Raw genomic sequence first — 20227 nt, 5'->3', positions numbered from 1 at the left:
CCACCATGCCTGTAAAAATCTTAATGGTTTGTTTAGGGAATATCTGTAGATCTCCTTTAGCAGAAGGAATTTTAGCTTCTAAATTACCTAAAGATAAATTCTTTGTCGATTCGGCAGGTACAGGTTCTTGGCATGTTGGCCATTGTCCAGATAAACGTTCGATTGAAGTAGCCCGTAAAAACGGAATCAATATTAGCGAACAAAAAGGAAGACAGATTAAAACTTCTGATTTTGATGAGTTTGACTACATCTATGTTATGGATAATTCCAATTTCAACGATGTAAACCATCTTGCTAAAACTCCTGAACACAAACAAAAAATTCATTTAATTTTGAATGAATTATTCCCAGACGAAAATGTCGATGTACCAGATCCTTACTACGGCGCATCAAACGGATTCAACAATGTATATCAAATGCTGGATGAAGTAACCGATATCATCGCGGATAAACTGATAAAAAAACACGCATAATATAATTCAATTGTTTCAGAAACTGAAATAATTGAATTTTTTAATTTTAAATACTTACACATGAAACTTCTCGGAAAACTATATTTAATTCCAACTACAATGGGCGAAAGCGATCCGATGGATGTTTTACCGCAAACTGTAAGAAGAACAATTGAAGTTATTGACCATTATATAGTTGAAAATGACAAAACTGCTCGAAAATCTATTAAGGCAGTTTATCCAGAAAAAAAACAATCGGAATTAGTGCTTTTCACTTTAAACAAAAGAACTGAAACCAGCGAACACTTAGATTTCATCCAACCTTTATTAGAAGGTAAAAATATGGGATTAATGAGCGAAGCAGGTTGCCCAGGCGTTGCAGATCCAGGTGCAGTAATTGTAAAATTGGCTCATGAAAAAGGAATTCAAGTTGTGCCTTTAGTTGGACCTTCTTCTATCCTATTGGCAATGATGGCTTCTGGAATGAATGGCCAGAGTTTTACTTTCAACGGCTATTTACCAATAGATAAGGACGAGAAAAAATCGGCAATTCGTCATTTTGAGAAATTATCTTATGATAAAAATCAATCACAACTATTCATTGAAACACCATACAGAAACAATAAACTGATTGAAGATCTTTTACAGATCTTAAGTCCTGCAACGCATCTTTGCATTGCAACAGATATTACTTTGCCAACAGAGTTCATCAAAACTTTGAAAGTAGCTGACTGGAAAAAATTAAAAATTGATATTGATAAGCGACCGACTATTTTTATTATTCATAAAATGTAAATTGGCTTTAAATCCGTCATCTATGAAAAAGCTTTTAATTTTAGTTTTAATTGTTTTTACTCAAAGTGTATTCTCTCAAAAAGAAAGTAGAAGAGCGCCTGAACCTCAGAAAGATTTAAATGGAAATATTATTCCTCCTAACGAAATCGACATTTATTATTCTAGTGCAATTGACGTAAAACCAGAGTTTCCTGGTGGCATTCAAAAACTTTACCAATTCATAGATGAAAACTATAAAAAACCAAACAAGAAACCTACTCTTCAAGGAAAAGTATTTGCTACTTTTATCGTTGAAATAAATGGTTCCTTAAGTGATATAAAAATCCTCCGAGATATTGGACATGGCACTGGAGAGGAGGTAGTTAGAGTTTTAAAATTATCCCCTAGATGGAATCCAGGAAAATTATATGGTAAAGAAGTAAGAACTTTATATTCTCTTGTTGTGCCTGTACAGCAATAGCCTTCTATTATTCATCTTTTTCTTAATTCAATTTCATGAGCAAACTACCAAACGTAACCACAAGCATTTTTACAGTAATGTCAAAAATGGCAGCCGAATACAATGCCATAAATCTTTCTCAGGGATTTCCAAATTTTCCTGTTGATGAAAGATTAACTGATATTGTAGCGAAATTATCAAAAGAAAATGTTCACCAATATACACCAATGGCTGGTTATCCTCCATTGATGAATAAAATCACTTCATTAACCAAGAGTTCTTATAATAGAACAATCAATCCAGACACAGAACTATTGGTTACAGCTGGAGCGACACAGGGAATTTTTACCACTATTTTGGCTTTAGTAAAAGAAAATGATGAAGTAATTATTCTAGATCCAAGTTATGATTCTTATGAATCTCCTGTTTTACTTTGCAAAGCAAAACCTGTTCGAGTTCCTTTAAACGATGATTATACGCCAAATTGGGAGCGAATTGAAAAAGCTTGTTCTGCTAAAACCAGAATGATGATTATCAATAATCCGCATAATCCTACTGGCAAGATTTTAACCGAAAATGATTTTATTCAATTAAAAAATCTTCTTGAAAAATATCCAGACATTATTATTTTATCTGACGAAGTTTACGAATACATTACTTTCGAAGAAAAACATATTTCTGCACATACCAAAGATTTTCTTTTAGACCGTTGCGTAATGGTTTCTTCTTTCGGAAAATCTTTTCATATAACTGGGTGGAAAATTGGCTACACAATTGCACCAGAACATTTAATGAAAGAAATCAAGAAAGTACATCAGTTTTTGGTTTTTAGTGTAAATAGTATTTCACAATTTGCAATTAGTGAATATCTTGATGTTGTTGATGTCAATTTACTTGGAAAATTCTATCAGGAAAAAAGGGATTATTTTCAGAAACTTCTTCAAAATAGCCGTTTTGAATTAAAAGCTTGCGAGGGAACTTATTTCCAAGTTGCTTCTTATGCCAACATTTCAAACGATGACGATGTTACTTTCTGCAAAAATCTAATCATCGATCATGGTGTGGCTGCAATCCCGATATCTACCTTTTATTCTGATCATAAAGATCAAAAATTAATCCGTTTCTGCTTCGCAAAAGATGATGCTACATTAGAGTCTGCAGCAAAAAAATTATCTGAAATATAAAATTTTTCAAAATTTTATAACATTATTATGCGCGCATCCTATTTTATTTAACTAATATTGCAAAAAAAGAAAAAGTATGAGCTACACAGATAAAATGTTACGTGACGATGCTTTACAAGGCAAAGTCATTGTCGTTACAGGCGGCGGAAGTGGTCTAGGAAAAGCTATGACCAAATATTTTCTCGAATTAGGAGCTCAAGTAGCGATAACTTCTAGAGATTTAGAGAAGTTAAAAACTACAGCTGCCGAACTGGAAAGCCAAACTGGAGGTAAATGTTTACCGCTTCAATGTGATGTTCGTCATTACGAAGAAGTAGAAAATATGCTTCAGGAAACGTTAAAAGTTTTCGGAAAAGTGGATGTTCTTTTAAATAATGCGGCAGGAAATTTCATTTCTCCAACAGAGCGTTTATCTGCAAATGCATTTGATACTGTGATAGATATCGTACTTAAAGGTTCTAAAAATTGTACGCTAGCTTTTGGAAAACACTGGATTGATACGAAACAAACTTCGGCAACGATTTTAAATATTGTGACAACTTATGCTTGGACAGGATCTGCTTATGTGGTTCCTAGCGCAACAGCAAAAGCAGGAGTTTTAGCAATGACAAGAAGTCTTGCAGTAGAATGGGCAAAATATGGAATTCGTTCTAATGCGATTGCTCCAGGACCATTCCCAACAAAAGGAGCTTGGGACAGATTATTGCCTGGAGATCTTTCTGAGAAATTTGATATGGCTAAAAAAGTGCCATTAAAAAGAGTTGGAGATCACCAAGAATTAGCCAATTTAGCTGCTTATTTAGTTTCTGATTTTTCATCTTACATCAACGGTGACGTAATCACGATTGACGGGGGTGAATGGTTAAAAGGCGCTGGACAATTCAATTTATTAGAAGCAATTCCAGAGGAACTTTGGGATCAGCTTGAAATGATGATAAAAGCAAAAAAGAATAAATAATTACAAGTGCTTACTAAATTCAGAATATTTTTTTAAAACTATACTGATTGCACGAAATCCCGAAGGTTTACTTTCGGGATTTTTTTATGTTTTTTCACCATATAAGTTCATTTAAGAGATTATAAGTTTTTCTGGAATGTTTTTAAATGAACGTATATTACTTAAATGGTTTAAAAAATAAATAATTCGCTCTTTTATCAATTTAACTTCAATTATTTCAGTTAAGTAACATTTTGTTTAAATATTTTCTAGCTTAAATTTACTTACATTACTTATATGGTTAAATTATTTTAAATGTTTAGCGATTCAGTTAAATTATTATTTTTGCGAAACAAATATCAAACAAAAATTATATGCTCATTATAGGAATCGCCGGAGGAACAGGAAGTGGAAAAACAACAGTAGTACACCAAATCATGAACGAATTGCCACATACAGAAGTTGGGGTAATTTCTCAAGATTCTTATTATAAAGAAACAAGCAATTTATCTTTTGACGAAAGAGCATTAATCAATTTTGATCACCCAAGAGCGATTGATTTTGATTTATTGGTAAGTCATTTAAAAGCTTTAAAAGCAGGAGAAACAATCGATCAGCCTGTTTATTCATTTGTACAGCACAATAGAACAGACGACACTGTTTCAACTCACCCGAGAAAAGTAATGATTGTGGAAGGAATTTTAATTCTAACAAATCCAGAATTAAGAGATATGTTTGACATTAAAATCTTCGTTCACGCAGATTCTGACGAAAGATTAATTCGTCGTTTAAAAAGAGATATTTCAGAACGCGGACGTGATATCGATGAAGTTTTAAACCGTTATCAAACGACTTTAAAACCTATGCATGAGCAGTTTATCGAACCGTCTAAAGCTTTTGCAGACATCATAATCCCAAATGACAAATACAATACGGTAGCAATTGATGTTGTTCGCGCTGTAATTAATCAGAGGATTTCATAATTTTTATCGTAAATTTAGTCCATAATAATTAGGAGCTGATTCCCGCTTTCGCCTTTATCTTTTTATGGCAGAAAAAGCCATAAAAAGGATACCGGCTCTATCGGGGCTAGAGACAACACTCAAATTCAAAAGAAATATTCGTTAAAATGAAATTTAAAATTCCATACAAAGACAAAAAATGGTTCAAATACCTAGGAAACAAATACGTTTGGGTTTTGCTGTTTTTTATAGTTTGGATGCTATTTCTAGACAATTACTCCTATTTTGATCATCGTTTTTTAGATGAGCAAATTCATGAACTTCAGGATAATAAAAAGTATTATCAGGAAGAAATCAAAAAAGATCAAGAGCAGATCAAACAGCTCAAAAATCCGGAACAAATTGAGAAATACGCTCGCGAAAAGTATTTCATGAAAAAAGACAGCGAAGATATTTATATCATACAATTTGAAGGAGACACCATCCAGGAAAAAGAATAATCAAACAAAATACAATGGCCACTAACCTATTCGACGATTTTAATCCGATTTCATCCAAACAATGGAAACAAAAAATTCAGTTTGAATTAGATGGAGCCGATTACAATCAGACTGTTATTTGGAATTCGCCAGAAGACATTCAGGTAAAACCTTTTTATCATATTGACGAATTTACAAAAGCAGCCAATGTAAATACGCAAGCCTCAGATTTTAAAATCTGCCAGAATATCTTTGTTTTCGATGTAGAAAAATCTATCGAACGTGCTTTAAACACTTTAGAAAGAGGTGCAGAAAGTCTTCGTTTTACTATTGAAAATGACAAAATTGATATTGAAAAATTACTAAACAATCTTCCTTTAGAAAACAAAACCGTTTACTTTAATTTCAATTTCATCTCAATCGATTTCGTTAAAAAATTAGATACTATTTCAATCCAGAAAAAAGCAAATTTTTATTGCAATTTTGATCCAATCGGACAATTAGCAAAAGATGGAAATTGGTTTACAACTTCAGAGAAAAACAACTTTGAAACTTTAGATTTACTTTTAAAAAATACAACCAATTTAAATCTATTAAGTGTAGACTTAGGTTTATACCAAAATGCTGGAGCAAATATTACCCAACAGATTGGGTATAGTTTAGCCCACGCAAACGAATATTTAAACCGTTTCTCTGAAAATGCAAAATCAATTATTTTTCAAGTTTCTGTTGGAACAAATTATTTCTTCGAAATTGCCAAACTTCGTGCACTCAGAATGCTTTTTGATTTAATTGCTGCAGAATACAATTCAAATATCGAATGTCATTTATTAGCAACGCCGACCAAACGAAATAAAACCATTTACGATTATAATGTAAATATGTTACGTACCACAACAGAATGCATGTCGGCAATTTTGGGAGGTGCGGATGCAATTGCCAATTTACCTTATGACGCGTTGTATCATAAAGACAATGAATTTGGAGATCGAATTGCCAGAAACCAGCTTTTGATTTTAAAACACGAAAGTTATTTTGATAAAGTAAATAATCCAGCAGACGGAAGTTATTATATTGAAAGTTTAACCATGCAATTGGCTGAAAAAGCTTTGGCTTTATTTAAAGATATCGAAGCCAACGGAGGTTTCTTGAAACTTTTGAATGATGGAACTATCAAAAAGAAAATTCAAGAAAGTGCCAATAAAGAGCAAGAATTATTCGATTCTAAAAAAGAAATTTTATTAGGCACCAATAAATATCCGAATAAAGAAGACAGAATGAAACATGATTTAGAATTGTTTCCTTTTGTAAAAATCAAACCAAGAAAAACATTAATTACGCCAATAATCGAAAAAAGATTGGCAGAAAAAATGGAGCAAGAACGATTAGAATTGGAATAAAACCAATTTCAATTTGCTATATTTAATACAAACTAAATAATTATGGAAGCCATTAGACAAATTATATCCGTTAAAAATCATTCTGTAACTGTTGTCTTGCCAGATGATTTTACAGCAGATAAAGTAGAAGTAATTATCTTACCAGTTCAAAATGATGAATATCAAGTTCCTCAATGGCAAATTGATCAAGTTAGAGAAAGAACGGAAAACTATTTAAAAAATCCAAAGAATGTTACAGACATTGATGATTTTTTAAAAGAAATTGAAGATGAGTTATAAAATAGTTATTCTTGAAGAAGCTAAAGCGGATTATAAAGAGTCATTATTATTTTATAAAGATTTAAATCCAAAATTAGCTATCAGATTTAATGATTCTTTTAAGAGAAGTATTGCATTTATTTCAAAAGATCCATTTCTATTTCAAATAAAATATGATAATACTAGAATCATCTTTTTTAAAACTTTTCCTTACGCTATACACTACACTATTTATGAAGATACAATAGTTATCAAATCTATTTATCATACATCTAGGAACAGTGAATTGAACCAATTTTAAACAACAATTTTTACAATTGAGAAAAGACCTTAAACATATTACACTTCAAAATCAAAAGTCGGAAGTTGAAAGTCAAGAAAACTTGGCAGATAACTTTATGACCGCTGAAGGAATTGAAATCAAAAGAAATTATTCTGAACAAGATATCGAAGATTTAGAATTTCTGGATTTCGGAGCTGGTTTTGCACCAAATTTACGTGGACCTTACGCAACAATGTATGTGAGACGTCCGTGGACGATTCGTCAATATGCAGGATTTTCTACGGCAGAAGAAAGTAACGCTTTTTACAGAAAAAATTTAGCAGCGGGTCAAAAAGGACTTTCTATAGCTTTTGATCTTCCAACGCATCGCGGTTACGATTCAGATCACGAAAGAGTTGTTGGCGATGTTGGAAAAGCTGGCGTTGCGATAGATTCTGTCGAAGACATGAAAGTGCTTTTCGATCAGATTCCATTAGACGAAATGTCAGTTTCTATGACCATGAATGGCGCTGTTTTACCCATTATGGCTTTTTACATTGTTGCCGCTGAAGAACAAGGCGTTAGCCCAGAAAAATTAGCAGGAACAATCCAAAATGATATTTTAAAGGAGTTTATGGTACGAAATACTTATATCTACCCTCCAACTCCGTCAATGAAAATTATTGCCGATATCTTTGAATTTACGAGCAAAAAAATGCCGAAATTCAATTCGATCTCTATTTCGGGTTATCATATGCAAGAAGCTGGTGCAACGGCAGATATCGAATTGGCATATACTTTGGCAGATGGTTTAGAATACATTAGAACCGGATTATCTACCGGAATGACGATTGATGAATTTGCTCCGAGATTATCTTTCTTTTGGGCAATTGGAATGAATCATTTTATGGAAATTGCCAAAATGAGAGCCGGACGAATGATTTGGGCTAAGTTGCTGAAACAATTCAATCCAAAAAGTGATAAATCTTTAACTTTAAGAACTCATTGCCAAACTAGCGGATGGAGTTTAACTGAACAAGATCCTTTTAATAATGTAGCGAGAACTTGTATTGAAGCTTCGGCAGCAGTTTTTGGGGGAACACAATCTTTGCATACCAATGCATTAGACGAGGCAATTGCACTTCCAACAGATTTCTCTGCTAGAATTGCCAGAAATACTCAAATATTCCTTCAAGAAGAAACCAAAATAACTAAAACAGTAGATCCATGGGCAGGAAGTTATTATGTTGAAAGTTTGACCAAGGAAATCGTTGAAAAAACTTGGAAACTAATTGAAGAAGTAGAAGAATTGGGCGGAATGACAAAAGCGATTGAAGCTGGAATTCCGAAACTTCGAATTGAAGAAGCAGCTGCAAGAAAACAAGCCAGAATTGACAGCGGACAAGATATTATTGTCGGCGTAAATAAATACCGTTTAGAAAAAGAAGATCCGTTAGATATTTTAGATGTAGACAATCAATTGGTACGTAAGCAGCAAATTGACCGTCTTGAAAAAATAAAACAAACCAGAGATTCTGAAAAAGTAAGTAAGTCACTAGAAAAATTAATCCTTTGTGCACAAACGGGACAAGGCAATCTATTAGAAATCGCAATTGAAGCTGCTAAAAACAGAGCGACACTTGGCGAAATCAGTAATGCCTTGGAAACTGTTTTTGGCCGTTTTAAAGCACAAATTAAATCTTTTAGCGGAGTGTATAGCGCAGCAATAAAAAATGACGAGAATTTTGAGCGAGCAAAACAACTAGCAGATGTTTTTGCCAAACAAGAAGGAAGACGCCCTAGAATTATGATTGCCAAAATGGGACAAGATGGTCATGATCGCGGTGCAAAAGTAGTCGCAACAGGCTACGCCGATGTAGGTTTTGATGTTGATATAGGTCCATTATTTCAAACTCCTGCTGAAGCAGCAAAACAAGCTGTAGAAAACGATGTTCACATTTTAGGAGTTTCATCTCTTGCAGCAGGTCATAAAACTTTAGTTCCGCAAGTTATCGAAGAATTAAAAAAACATGGACGAGATGATATAATGGTAATTGTGGGCGGTGTAATTCCGTCTCAGGACTATCAATTTCTTTTTGATGCCGGAGCTTCAGCAGTTTTTGGTCCAGGAACTAAAATAAGCGAAGCCGCAATTAAAATCTTAGAAGCCTTAATAGATTAGCGTTTACAGTCTCAGTCTCGGTTTTCAGTTATTAATGATGAGAAAAAAGTTGTGGATTGAGATTTACTACTCATGAAAGAGAATAAAAAATAGAAAAAGAGGTTGTTTCACTGTTGTGAAACAACCTCTTTTAATTTAGTCGTTTACTGTTGCGTTACTATCTGCTTCTATAAAAGAAAGATCGTAACCTGCAAAATCTCTCATATAGCTTTTCAAAGAAGTTCCGAAAGCATCTCTAAAATGTCTGCTTCCTTTGTTTTTGAAAAAATTCTTTACTGAACCTGCACCACCTAAATGCGCTGCAGCTAAAATTCCAGATTCGGTAATTTCAATACCGCTAATGATTTTGCCTTCGTACTTTCGGATTTCGCTACGTAAAATCCATTTATTTTTGGCTAGTAGGGCCATGAAAGCTTTTTCTTGTAGAGCAGGATCTTTTAAAAAGGCTTTGTTATCATTAATTCCGATTGCTCTTAAAGCTTTAGAACCAAATTGATATTTACCCATGTAACCAAGAGAATTAACTAATCTGTATTTCCCTTGTGATTCTTTAAAAGCAACTGCTTCTTTAAATCCTATAAGATGATTTCCTGTGTATGGGACGTTGGTGTTCGGATAATCATCCTTCTCTTTTGATGGAAAAATGTATTCTGATCCATCTGTTTTTTCAACTAAAAACCAAGGTTTGGTTTCTACTTTATTGGGAATAAATCCCAAACTTAAAAATGTAATAATAACGACTAAACTCGCATAAAAATACCATTTCTTTATCATAAATTGTTTTTCTTCAAAACGCTGTCACCCTCTTGAAATTTCTACGGTGCAAAGATAAGACATTTTCAAAATATGCTAAAAACCAGCATTTTAACATTTTTAGAGAAAAAGTGAGATTCGCTATAATCCCAACTATACTAATGGATTCCGAAAGAATTTGGTAACGATTTTTTAACCTTGAAAATGGAAATTTTGGGTCAAAAAAAAATCAATTTTATATTAATTTTAAGCAAATTTATCAAAAAAGAAAGAAATAGACTACAATAAAATCGTGATTTTTGTGCCAATTTTGAAAATGAGTTTTTGAATTTTATAACATTTCAAGTCAAAAAATGTTTAAATTTTGAAAACTTTGAAGTCGAAAAATGACCTAAATACGAATTCAATAATTTTCAAAAGAAAGTCAATTTTACTTGAAAATTTAGATCCAAAAAAACCGAAGTAAAATTAACTTCGGTTTTCACTTTTATATTTTTAAAATAAATTATCTCGTTACTCCCTGACTAGCGATCCAGTCAGAATATTTTTTTGCATTTACATTATGTTCTGCTAATGTTGCTGCAAACTCATGATATCCGAAACGATCAACACTTGCACAGAAATAGATGTAATCGTTTTTCTCTGGGTTTAAAACCGCTTCTAAAGCTGTAATATCCGGCATTGCAATGGGTCCTGGAGGAAGTCCTTTGTTTACATAAGTATTATATGGAGATCTCATTACCAAATCATTATAAAAAACTCTTTTAATAACTTGGTCAAAATCATTATCTCTTAATTTTAAAGCATAAATAACCGTTGGATCCGCTTGTAAAGGCATTTCTAAACGCAAACGATTTAAATAAACTCCCGCAATACGAGGTCTTTCGTCTTTTTTAACTGATTCTTTATGAACAATCGATGCTAAGATTGTTGCTTGAACCGGAGTTAACCCTTGTGCTTTTGCTTTTTCAATTCTTTCAGCTGTCCAGAAATTATGATATTCCTTAATCATTTTATCACGGAATTTTTCAGCTGAAGTATTCCAATAAATTTCATAAGTATTTGGAATAAACATCGCAAAAACATTGTCTTCATTAAAACCGTTCGCTTGTAAGAAAGCTGGGTCTTTAATGGCTTTCAATAATGATAAACTGTCTGCTTCAATTTCTGCACCAATTCTTCCTGCAAAATTTTCTAAACGTTCTTGATTATTAAAAACCAATTTTACGGGAATATTAGAACGCATTGCTCGCACTAAGTCGATATTATTCATGTCTTTCTTTAAAAGAAAACGACCTGATTTTACATTTTGCGGATAATCTCTCTTTTCTGCAACCATCTCGAAGTTGTCGAAATTCTTTACATAAGGAGTCAAAATCTTTTTTACGTCTGCGTAATTTGCATCTGTTGGTACATATACATATACTTCTTTCTCTTCAAATTTAGTATTAGAACTAAAAATTTTACTGATTAAAATAAAACCATAAACCAGCAAAACTGAAATTATAGCTACGGCACTTATTGTGATTATTTTTTTTAGACTCAAAGCTTAAGTTTTAAATTTGTTTATTAATTAGCTGAAAAATTGCTTCATCATGATAGTGGTTATGATACAAAATCCAGTCTTTTTTTATTCCTATTTTCTTAAAACCAAATTTAGTAAAAAGTGCAATACTCGCTACATTTTGTACGCCAATATTTGCATACAATTGATGGAGATTTAAATTGGTAAAAGAATATTTAATTAAAAGTTCTAAAGCCTCAGAACCAATATTTTTTCCTTGATTTTCTTCTTTTTGAATTACAATACCAATCCCTGCCCTATTATTTCTAGGGTCAAATTCAAACAAATCTATCAACCCGATAGCAGGAAAATCTTCGTCTTGACAAATAGCTAAACGAAGTTGTTTTGCCTCATAAATATCTTGATGGGCATTTTCTAAATATTGTTTAATCAAAAAACGGCTATACGGAGTTTGCGTATTACTAACTTCCCAGATATTTTCGTCATTTTCTATAGAATAGATGAACTCCAAATCTTGAGGTTCGAGTGCACGCAAATAAACAGAATCGCCTTTTAATGTTATCATTTACAATTTTAGATTTTTGATTTCAGATTTTAGAATATCAATTGGAATTTGGAATTTATAAATTGAGATATATAAATTAAATCTCAATTGTTCCTTTAAAAACGAATTTTGCAGGTCCTGTCAAGAAAACATTGGTATATCCATTATTATCTTTATCAAAAGAAACTACTAATTTTCCGCCTTCGACATTTAAGTTAATTGAAGTTTTGTCTGTTTCTCCAATTGCATTCATAGCTATTGCAACAGCAGTAGCTCCGGTTCCACAAGCAAGAGTTTCGTCTTCAACACCTCTTTCGTAAGTTCTCAAAGAAAAAGTATCATTATCCACTTTTTTCACAAAATTGATATTACTACCTTTTTCTCCATACAATTCTCCGTAACGAATTGCTGCTCCATTTTCCTTTACATTATAATGTTCTAAATCGTCTACAATTTGAACATGATGAGGAGAACCTGTATTTAAAAAAGTATAAGAATCTTTTTTCTGTATTTCATTAACATCAATCATTTGCAAAGAAACAATTGAATCTGCATTTACAGAAGCGTGATGTAATCCGTCTGTAGCAATAAAAGTCGTTTTATCATCAATTACTCCCAATTGATTGGCAAAGGCTACAAGGCAACGACCGCCGTTTCCGCACATTGAACTTTGGTTTCCGTCTGAGTTATAATACACCATTCTAAAATCGGTTTCAGAGTCATTTTCTAAAAGAATTAATCCATCTGCTCCAATTCCGAAACGTCTGTCGCACAGTCGTTCAATAAGTTTTACATCTTCTTTTGGAAAAAAATTGGAACGATTATCAATCATTACAAAATCGTTTCCGGTACCTTGATATTTATAAAATTCTACTTGCATTTTTTAGTTGTTAGAAGTACAAAAGTACGAACTATTAATTAATGAAATGTTAATCATTGTTAAAGAGCGTTAAACCATTTTTACGAATAATTTTTTGAAGTAAATTTACGTTAAATAACATGACATAAATTCTAATAACTTAATTACAAATTCTAATATGAAAAGATTTTCATCCTTATTTTTAGTGTCATTATTAAGTGGTGCTATTACTCTTGGTGCTTACAAGTTATTATTTGAAAGCAACAATTCTTTTTTTGGAAAAGGAAATTCTGTTGTAACTCTTGCCCCTAACTCATATGGAAAAAATGTTGGTTTGGGTGCTGAGACAGTCGATTTTACCGAAGCCGCAGACAAAACAATTCATACCGTTGTTCACGTTAAAAATGTTTCAAGGAGAACTGTAAGCAACCCAATGCTTGAGTTTTTTTACGGATACGGTGGACAGCAACAACAAGAACAAGTAGGAACTGGTTCTGGTGTAATCATATCTGAAGACGGATATATCGTAACGAATAATCACGTAATCAAAGATGCTACAGATATTGAAATCACTTTAAACAACAAAAAATCATACAAAGCGAAGTTAATTGGTACTGATTCTAAAATGGACATTGCTCTTTTGAAAATCAATGCTGACGAAAAACTTCCTTATACGGCCTTTGCAAATTCGGACACAGTAAAAGTTGGAGAATGGGTATTGGCAGTAGGGAATCCGTATAATTTGACTTCAACTGTAACTGCTGGAATTGTTTCGGCGAAAGCCAGAAATTTAGACCAAAGCGGAATCCAATCTTTCATTCAAACTGATGCTGCTGTAAACCCTGGTAATAGTGGTGGAGCGTTAGTAAATGCAAGAGGCGAATTAATTGGAATCAATACCATGATTTCTTCTATGACTGGTTCTTATGTTGGATATTCTTTTGCGGTTCCTTCTAATATTGCTCGAAAAATTATCGAGGATATTATGGAATATGGAAATGTTCAAAGAGGAATTTTAGGCGTTGAAGGTGGCGAATTGAATAGCACAGCTTCTAAAGAATTAGGTATTACAGAAACTCAAGGATTCTATATTAATAGAGTTTCTAAAAATTCTGGAGCAGAAAAAGCTGGTTTAGCAAAAGGGGATATTATCGTGAAATTGGACGAGCAAAATATTTCAACTTATGCAGATTTATCAGGTTATATTAATACCAAACGTCCAAACGATGTTGTAAAAGTGACTTACATAAAAGACGGAAAAACGAAAACGGTTCCTGTAACATTAAGTAAAAACGAATTTTACAGTGCTGAAGTCAAAGGGATTGAATTAGAAAATATCGATGCTGCTGACAAGAAGAAATTCAGAATTGATTATGGTGTTAAAATCAAAAACATCACTAATGAGAATTTAATGCAATATCAAAACGAATTACTAGGAAACATCATTTTGAGCATTGATAATGTAAAAGCAACAAACGTTGAAACAGTTTCCAAACTTTTAAGTAAAAAAGACGAAGGCCAAAGCGTTCGAATTGAAATGATCAACAGAAACGGAGAGATTTTCAGAATTATTATATAAGTCTCAGTTTGCAGTCTCTGTTTACAGTTACCAAAACTGAAAACTGAGACTGCGACTAAAAACTAAAAAAAGCCATCTTAAAAAGGTGGCTTTTTCATTTTAAAAATAAATGCTAAAATAGTTTACGAAATCGATTGAAATAGATACTTTTGCCCAAAATTTTAAAATAGTGAGCATTTTATTTTTTCAATTATGAACAACAAATCATTATACCAAAAAGAGGTATCCTTACAAGTCGACCGAAGAAGAGCTGGAGTCGAATTAATCAAAATCATAAGTGATTTATGGTATGACAAATCCATTGAAATGGTTTTATTTAAAAATCAATTATTGGATAAAAATGTCAGTGACATTATTAATCTTCATCAATACGCTGGAGAATTTGTTGGAAAACCAATCACGATTTTTGATTCAGTTGAAATCGCAAAAGTAGTTTTATCATTAGATCTTCCGCCTGCGAAAATAGATCTTGGAAAACTAACTTATGAATATCATTTAGAAGATGAAAAATATCCTGATGCAAGATATTTTGTAATTGAAAAATTGAAGAAATCAAAAACTTCCAAAGAAATTCAGCCAAAAGATGTTGTATTATATGGTTTTGGAAGAATTGGCAGGTTATTAGCAAGAGAGCTGATGTCTAAAACAGGAAAAGGAAGTCAATTGCGCTTGAGAGCAATTGTGACCCGTGATAAAAATGATGCAACAAGTTTAGAGAAACGAGCTTCTCTATTGCGTTATGATTCGATTCACGGAGATTTTCATGGTTCTGTAATTGCTGATTCTAAAAACAATGCATTAATAATTAATGGAACAACAGTTCATGTTATTACGGCAAATTCACCTGAAGAAATCGATTATACACAATTTGAAATCAACGATGCTTTAGTAATTGATAATACAGGCGCATTTACGACAGAAGAAGCATTAAAAAGACATCTGAAATCAAATGGTGTTAGTAAAGTCTTATTGACAGCACCTGGAAAAGGAGTTCCAAATATTGTTCACGGTGTAAATCAAAATGATTTTAATCCGGATGAATTAGATATTTTTTCAGCAGCATCTTGTACAACTAACGCTATTACTCCAGTTTTAAAAGTAATTGAGGAAACTTTTGGTGTTAGCAAAGGGCATTTAGAAACCATTCATGCTTATACAAATGACCAGAATTTGGTTGATAATATGCATAAAAAATACCGTCGTGGCAGAGCTGCTGCTTTAAATATGGTTATTACAGAGACTGGAGCAGGAAGCGCCGTTTCAAAAGCAATTCCATCTTTAGAAGGAAAATTAACTTCAAATGCCATTAGAGTTCCCGTTCCAAATGGATCTTTAGCCGTTTTAAATCTGGAAGTTAAAAAAGCGACTTCAATTGCCGGAGTTAATAAGGCAATGAAGAAATATGCACTGGAAGGTGAGTTAGTCGAACAGATTAAATATTCACTAAATAATGAATTGGTCTCTTCTGATATTGTTGGAACATCTGCCCCTTCGATTTATGACAGCAATGCAACAATTGTTTCAAAAGACGGAAAAAACATTGTACTGTACATTTGGTACGACAATGAATATGGATACAGTCATCAAGTAATTCGTTTAGCAAAATATATTGCCAAAGTGAGACGTTATACTTATTATTAATTCAACCAAACTAACTTTTTTCTTTAAACCATCAAGATGAATCTTGATGGTTTTTTTATTTTTAAATTGGTAGCACTGTAGTACTTTTTACTTCAGAAATGACAAAAACGGTATTAATCAAGGAGACTTCAGGTAAAACTGATAATTTTTTTTGGTGAAAATGATGATAGCTTTCCATGTCTGGAATTATAATTTTCAACATATAATCAAAATTTCCAGAAACATAATTACATTCCACGACCTCCGGCAAATTCAAAATTGACTGATTAAAACCTTCCGAAGTATCATAAGTTTGTTTAGTAAGTGTCACTTGGCAATAAACGGTGAGATTATTTCCGAGCTTTTTCTTGTCTAAAATGGTTACATATTTTTCTATAATTCCATCTTTTTCAAGACGTTTCACACGATCATGAACAGGAGTCAAAGACAAATTTATTTTGTTTGCAATGTCTTTTAATGTGTAGTGCGCATCTTCCTGCAACAACCGTAAGATTTTTTTGTCAATTTCATCTAAAGCCATAACGAAAACGTTTGATTAAAATAACCTCTATTTAGTCATTTTTTCTTTTTGAAGAATAATTTCAACCTTCAAACAGAATATTTTTCTGTAAAAATAAAAAATAAAATAATATTTTCTTATTTATTAAGCGCGAAACCATAATTTATTCTCTATCTGTAGATTTGTAAAACAATTTCAACAAAAAACAAAAAAATATAACAAAATGATTATAGGTGTTCCTAAAGAAATAAAAAATAACGAAAACAGAGTTGCTTTAACTCCTGCAGGTGTTTCTGAAATGAAAAAACACGGACATACAGTTTATGTTCAATCTACTGCTGGTTTAGGAAGTGGTTTTGCTGATGCTGAATATGCAGAAGCTGGTGCAATTGTTCTACCAACTATTGAAGAAGTTTATGCTATTGCAGAAATGATCATCAAAGTAAAAGAGCCAATTGCTTCTGAATACCCGTTGATCAAAAAAGATCAATTATTATTTACTTATTTCCACTTTGCTTCTTCTGAAGAACTAACACACGCAATGTTGGAAAAAGGAGCTATTTGTTTAGCTTACGAAACTGTAGAAAAAACAGATAGAAGTTTACCATTATTAGTACCAATGTCTGAAGTTGCAGGTCGTATGGCAATTCAACAAGGAGCAAAATACCTTGAAAAACCATTAAAAGGAAGAGGAATTCTTTTAGGAGGTGTTCCAGGTGTTCCACCAGCAAAAGTATTAGTTTTAGGAGGTGGAATCGTAGGAACTCAAGCTGCTAAAATGGCTGCTGGATTAGGTGCTCAGGTAACTATCATGGACTTAAGCTTGCCTCGTTTACGTCAGTTAGATGATATCATGCCTGCTAACGTAAATACAGAGATGTCTAACCACTACAATATTACAAGAGCAATTAAAGAGGCTGACTTAATTGTTGGAGCAGTTTTAATTCCAGGAGCAAAAGCACCTCACTTAATTACTCGTGATATGCTTAAATTAATGCGTCCGGGAACTGTTGTTGTTGACGTAGCAGTAGACCAAGGTGGTTGTATAGAAACTTGTACTCCTACAACTCACGAAAACCCAACTTTCATTATTGACGATATCGTTCACTACTGTGTAGCTAATATGCCAGGAGCTGTTCCTTACACTTCTACCTTAGCATTAACAAATGCAACTTTGCCATATGCTGTACAATTAGCAAACAAAGGATGGGAAAAAGCTTGTGCTGAAAATGAAGAATTGAAAAAAGGACTAAATGTAGCGAATGGAAAAATCCTTTACAAAGGAGTTGCAGAAGCTTGGAATCTTCCTTTTAACGAAGAAATAGTATTAGCAAACGCATAGTGCTAATACTTATATAAGTGCTTACTAAGTCACTACTATAAAGGCTTTTCTTAATTGAAAAGCCTTTTTTTATTGCATAAAAAAAACCTGTCATGAAGACAGGTTTCAAAATAGTAAATTTTATTATTTCTTATTATCAAGAACTTCAGTCAATACTTTCGCTTCCGTTCCATTTGGGAAAGTAACTTTAATTTTCTGAGCAATTGTTGGAGCGATCTCTGTTATGGCTTTTTTATCATAAGATTCTCCTTTTTTAATATGCCATCCATAAAAAATAGCCGGAACATGGGTATCATAAGAATAAATAGTTCCATGAGATGTTCCCGTAGTAGAATACTCAATATCTCCAGGTTTGTCCACAACAACTAAATCTCCATTTTGAGTTACATCATAACCTTTCGCAACAAAGTTTAAAGAATAATCATTTCCAGCGTTAGCTAATATTTCTTCCTCTGTGTAAACTTTTTTAACTTGTGGTCGCGAAATAAGAAATTCCTTGAAAGATTGCTTTACTTTCGCTAACTCAAGTCCTTTATCTTTTATAATTTGTTTATTGAAGAAAATATTAAAGTTTGAATAATTTTGAATCAAATCAACACCAAAAGTCTTCGTTGAAAAATCCTGTAAACTTTTTCTAACCTCTTTCGATGGATAATTATCTACATTGTACTTACGGTCTTTTAAATAAATGACATTTTCTGCACCAGCATGATCAGCGGTTAAGAAAAGTAGATAATTTCCTTTTCCTACTGTTTTGTCAAGATAAGCTAAAAAATCAGCAATAGTTTGATCTAATCTTAAGTAAGTATCTTGAAGCTCCATAGATCTAGGACCTAACAAATGCCCAACATAATCTGTAGAAGAAAAACTTACTGTAAGGAAATCGGTAATATTGTCTTTACCTAATTCTTCCTTCTCTATTGCTCTTTTAGCAAATTCTGCTAGTAAATCATTTCCATAAGGAGTAGAACGAATAATTCCCGCATCATTTTTCTCATACATACTTTTCAAATCGTATGGAAAAACTGGAGCAGCACTTCCAAATAGCTTCCCTTCATATGGGTTATTGTCTGGAAGACTTTCATTATAAGTAGAGGCAGGCTTATACAAATCCCAACCTTTATTTATATATTTTAAATAGTTTTTTTCATTATTGAATTCTGTTACCCATTCCGGCAATTTCTCTCCATAAAAGGTACTAGAAATAAATGAACCTGTTTTACTGAACCAAAATGCCCAGTTGGCGAAATGACCTGCTGGAAGAATCGCACCACGATCTTTAAGGCTCATTCCTATTACTTTTCCATTAAAGTTGGTAGCCATTCTAACTTCATCCGTAATAGTTGTAGCTTGAAGATTCTTAGGAGACATAGCCCCTTCTTCAACTGTACCATCTCCAATAGTTTTTACGCCTGCGTCATCAGTACAATACATTTCTTTACCAAGAGTTCTGCTAAACCATTCGTTACCTACAATTCCATGAGTAGCAGGCGTTGTACCAGTGTAAATTGAAGCATGTCCAGGAGCAGTGTAAGTTGGCATATAATTGTAATGCATATTCTGGAAAGTAAATCCATCATTCATCAATCTTTTAAAGCCATTTGGCGAAAAATCATCTGAAAATCGATATAAATATTCCATTTTCATCTGATCAACTACTATACCTACGACTAATTTGGGACGTTGCTGTGCACTTAAATTTGTAATAACAAAAAGCGTCAACAGTAAAATACTTTTCTTCATGTTTAAATAAATAATTTGAACACAAAAATACTTAATCCTATTCAAATACTCTAAGGTATCCATATTTAAGCTTAACAATTGACCATAATTTAACAGTTATAAAATCTAAGATCTTTTTACAATTGTAGTGTTTCACGTTATATATTTTTGAGAACAAGATTTAGGAGAAAATAAGGCTTTGAAGAAGACTGCCTATTAAGGTATTCGGCGCGCATCCGAAAAAACAGAAAAGGTCCAAAAACAAAAAACCCCATCCGATTTGGATAGGGTTTTTCAAAAGAAAGGCGACGACATACTCTCCCACATAACTGCAGTACCATCTGCGCAGGCGGGCTTAACTTCTCTGTTCGGGATGGGAAGAGGTGAGCCCCGCCGCAATAACCACCTTAAGG

20 protein-coding genes and 1 rRNA gene are annotated in these 20227 nt (G+C 32.8%); 14 read left to right on the top strand and 7 right to left on the bottom strand.

All coding sequences use genetic code 11. The annotated features are described in order from the left end of the window. Positions 1–5: 5 nt before the first annotated feature. The 11 genes from K6T82_RS00105 (at position 6) to scpA (ending at position 9350) form a co-directional block, all read left to right on the top strand. Positions 6–473 (top strand): low molecular weight protein-tyrosine-phosphatase, encoded by a 468-nt coding sequence (locus K6T82_RS00105; RefSeq protein ID WP_223703998.1) that lies wholly within the window; start codon positions 6–8, stop codon positions 471–473. 60 nt (positions 474–533) lie between these two features. Then, positions 534–1247 carry an SAM-dependent methyltransferase gene (locus tag K6T82_RS00100; RefSeq protein ID WP_223703997.1) on the top strand — a complete coding sequence of 238 codons (714 nt, stop codon included), beginning with the start codon at positions 534–536 and terminating at the stop codon, positions 1245–1247. 22 nt (positions 1248–1269) lie between these two features. Further along, the gene (locus K6T82_RS00095) at positions 1270–1707 is read left to right on the top strand and encodes an energy transducer TonB (protein ID WP_223703996.1); all 438 of its coding nucleotides are present in this window, start codon (positions 1270–1272) and stop codon (positions 1705–1707) included. Positions 1708–1742: 35 nt separating this feature from the next. Further along, positions 1743–2870, top strand: coding sequence for a methionine aminotransferase (locus K6T82_RS00090; RefSeq protein ID WP_223703995.1), 1128 nt, complete (start codon positions 1743–1745; stop codon positions 2868–2870). A 76-nt stretch (positions 2871–2946) separates the two neighbouring features. Continuing rightward, positions 2947–3828, top strand: a complete 882-nt coding sequence (locus K6T82_RS00085) for an SDR family oxidoreductase (protein WP_198858279.1) — start codon at positions 2947–2949, stop codon at positions 3826–3828. A gap of 353 nt (positions 3829–4181) precedes the next feature. After that, complete coding sequence (gene udk, locus K6T82_RS00080) at positions 4182–4790, top strand: uridine kinase (RefSeq protein ID WP_223703994.1); 609 nt, start codon at positions 4182–4184, stop codon at positions 4788–4790. Between the two features lie 146 nt (positions 4791–4936). After that, the gene (locus tag K6T82_RS00075) at positions 4937–5269 is read left to right on the top strand and encodes an FtsB family cell division protein (protein WP_223703993.1); all 333 of its coding nucleotides are present in this window, start codon (positions 4937–4939) and stop codon (positions 5267–5269) included. Positions 5270–5283: 14 nt separating this feature from the next. After that, positions 5284–6648, top strand: coding sequence for a methylmalonyl-CoA mutase subunit beta (locus K6T82_RS00070; protein WP_223703992.1), 1365 nt, complete (start codon positions 5284–5286; stop codon positions 6646–6648). Between the two features lie 42 nt (positions 6649–6690). Continuing rightward, a complete protein-coding gene (locus K6T82_RS00065) occupies positions 6691–6927 on the top strand; it encodes a hypothetical protein (RefSeq protein ID WP_223703991.1) in 237 nt (78 codons plus the stop codon). Next, entirely contained in the window at positions 6917–7207 is a 291-nt protein-coding gene (locus K6T82_RS00060; RefSeq protein WP_223703990.1) for a type II toxin-antitoxin system RelE/ParE family toxin, read from the top strand. Before K6T82_RS00065 ends, K6T82_RS00060 begins: the two co-directional genes overlap by 11 nt. A 16-nt stretch (positions 7208–7223) precedes the next feature. Next, positions 7224–9350, top strand: a complete 2127-nt coding sequence (scpA, locus tag K6T82_RS00055) for a methylmalonyl-CoA mutase (protein ID WP_223703989.1) — start codon at positions 7224–7226, stop codon at positions 9348–9350. Between the two features lie 135 nt (positions 9351–9485). Here scpA and K6T82_RS00050 read toward each other — a convergent pair whose 3' ends face one another. The 4 genes from K6T82_RS00050 to dapF all read right to left on the bottom strand — a co-directional run bounded on the left by K6T82_RS00050 (position 9486) and on the right by dapF (position 13052). Continuing rightward, positions 9486–10124: a peptidoglycan-binding protein LysM gene (locus tag K6T82_RS00050; protein ID WP_223703988.1), complete on the bottom strand. Its 639-nt coding sequence runs from the start codon at positions 10122–10124 to the stop codon at positions 9486–9488. Between the two features lie 484 nt (positions 10125–10608). Continuing rightward, a complete protein-coding gene (gene mltG / locus K6T82_RS00045; RefSeq protein WP_223703987.1) occupies positions 10609–11649 on the bottom strand; it encodes an endolytic transglycosylase MltG in 1041 nt (346 codons plus the stop codon). Between the two features lie 10 nt (positions 11650–11659). Further along, on the bottom strand, positions 11660–12193 hold the full coding sequence (locus K6T82_RS00040; RefSeq protein WP_223703986.1) for a GNAT family N-acetyltransferase: 534 nt from the start codon (positions 12191–12193) through the stop codon (positions 11660–11662). Positions 12194–12269: 76 nt separating this feature from the next. Next, the gene (dapF, locus tag K6T82_RS00035) at positions 12270–13052 is read right to left on the bottom strand and encodes a diaminopimelate epimerase (protein ID WP_223703985.1); all 783 of its coding nucleotides are present in this window, start codon (positions 13050–13052) and stop codon (positions 12270–12272) included. A 157-nt stretch (positions 13053–13209) separates the two neighbouring features. Here dapF and K6T82_RS00030 point away from each other — a divergent pair, with 157 nt between their 5' ends. Both K6T82_RS00030 and K6T82_RS00025 read left to right on the top strand, forming a co-directional pair. Continuing rightward, entirely contained in the window at positions 13210–14610 is a 1401-nt protein-coding gene (locus K6T82_RS00030) for a trypsin-like peptidase domain-containing protein (RefSeq protein WP_223703984.1), read from the top strand. A 192-nt stretch (positions 14611–14802) separates the two neighbouring features. After that, positions 14803–16251 (top strand): glyceraldehyde-3-phosphate dehydrogenase, encoded by a 1449-nt coding sequence (locus tag K6T82_RS00025; protein WP_223703983.1) that lies wholly within the window; start codon positions 14803–14805, stop codon positions 16249–16251. A gap of 61 nt (positions 16252–16312) precedes the next feature. Here K6T82_RS00025 and K6T82_RS00020 read toward each other — a convergent pair whose 3' ends face one another. Further along, the gene (locus K6T82_RS00020) at positions 16313–16771 is read right to left on the bottom strand and encodes an Lrp/AsnC family transcriptional regulator (RefSeq protein ID WP_053474073.1); all 459 of its coding nucleotides are present in this window, start codon (positions 16769–16771) and stop codon (positions 16313–16315) included. A gap of 202 nt (positions 16772–16973) precedes the next feature. Here K6T82_RS00020 and ald point away from each other — a divergent pair, with 202 nt between their 5' ends. Further along, positions 16974–18092 carry an alanine dehydrogenase gene (ald, locus tag K6T82_RS00015; RefSeq protein ID WP_223703982.1) on the top strand — a complete coding sequence of 373 codons (1119 nt, stop codon included), beginning with the start codon at positions 16974–16976 and terminating at the stop codon, positions 18090–18092. A 123-nt stretch (positions 18093–18215) separates the two neighbouring features. Here the strand turns inward: ald and pafA are convergent, their stop codons facing one another. Beyond that, on the bottom strand, positions 18216–19835 hold the full coding sequence (gene pafA / locus K6T82_RS00010; RefSeq protein ID WP_223703981.1) for an alkaline phosphatase PafA: 1620 nt from the start codon (positions 19833–19835) through the stop codon (positions 18216–18218). A 279-nt stretch (positions 19836–20114) separates the two neighbouring features. After that, a 5S ribosomal RNA gene (gene rrf, locus K6T82_RS00005) occupies positions 20115–20224 on the bottom strand. Positions 20225–20227 lie beyond the last annotated feature (3 nt).

The sequence above is a fragment of the Flavobacterium potami genome (genome assembly GCF_020026915.1).
GTDB lineage: Bacteria > Bacteroidota > Bacteroidia > Flavobacteriales > Flavobacteriaceae > Flavobacterium > Flavobacterium potami.
Note: the sequence above shows the minus strand (reverse complement) of the source record. Positions and strands in the feature narration are given on the sequence as shown.

Coding starts and splice junctions, on each gene's coding strand:
- K6T82_RS00020 (WP_053474073.1), bottom strand. CDS start 16,771: ATGGCTTTAGATGAAATTGACAAAAAAATCTTACGGTTGTTGCAGGAA.
- K6T82_RS00040 (WP_223703986.1), bottom strand. CDS start 12,193: ATGATAACATTAAAAGGCGATTCTGTTTATTTGCGTGCACTCGAACCT.
- K6T82_RS00090 (WP_223703995.1), top strand. CDS start 1,743: ATGAGCAAACTACCAAACGTAACCACAAGCATTTTTACAGTAATGTCA.
- pafA (WP_223703981.1), bottom strand. CDS start 19,835: ATGAAGAAAAGTATTTTACTGTTGACGCTTTTTGTTATTACAAATTTA.
- K6T82_RS00085 (WP_198858279.1), top strand. CDS start 2,947: ATGAGCTACACAGATAAAATGTTACGTGACGATGCTTTACAAGGCAAA.
- K6T82_RS00050 (WP_223703988.1), bottom strand. CDS start 10,124: ATGATAAAGAAATGGTATTTTTATGCGAGTTTAGTCGTTATTATTACA.
- K6T82_RS00030 (WP_223703984.1), top strand. CDS start 13,210: ATGAAAAGATTTTCATCCTTATTTTTAGTGTCATTATTAAGTGGTGCT.
- ald (WP_223703982.1), top strand. CDS start 16,974: ATGATTATAGGTGTTCCTAAAGAAATAAAAAATAACGAAAACAGAGTT.
- K6T82_RS00025 (WP_223703983.1), top strand. CDS start 14,803: ATGAACAACAAATCATTATACCAAAAAGAGGTATCCTTACAAGTCGAC.
- K6T82_RS00075 (WP_223703993.1), top strand. CDS start 4,937: ATGAAATTTAAAATTCCATACAAAGACAAAAAATGGTTCAAATACCTA.
- dapF (WP_223703985.1), bottom strand. CDS start 13,052: ATGCAAGTAGAATTTTATAAATATCAAGGTACCGGAAACGATTTTGTA.
- K6T82_RS00095 (WP_223703996.1), top strand. CDS start 1,270: ATGAAAAAGCTTTTAATTTTAGTTTTAATTGTTTTTACTCAAAGTGTA.
- udk (WP_223703994.1), top strand. CDS start 4,182: ATGCTCATTATAGGAATCGCCGGAGGAACAGGAAGTGGAAAAACAACA.
- K6T82_RS00100 (WP_223703997.1), top strand. CDS start 534: ATGAAACTTCTCGGAAAACTATATTTAATTCCAACTACAATGGGCGAA.
- K6T82_RS00105 (WP_223703998.1), top strand. CDS start 6: ATGCCTGTAAAAATCTTAATGGTTTGTTTAGGGAATATCTGTAGATCT.
- K6T82_RS00070 (WP_223703992.1), top strand. CDS start 5,284: ATGGCCACTAACCTATTCGACGATTTTAATCCGATTTCATCCAAACAA.
- K6T82_RS00065 (WP_223703991.1), top strand. CDS start 6,691: ATGGAAGCCATTAGACAAATTATATCCGTTAAAAATCATTCTGTAACT.
- K6T82_RS00060 (WP_223703990.1), top strand. CDS start 6,917: ATGAGTTATAAAATAGTTATTCTTGAAGAAGCTAAAGCGGATTATAAA.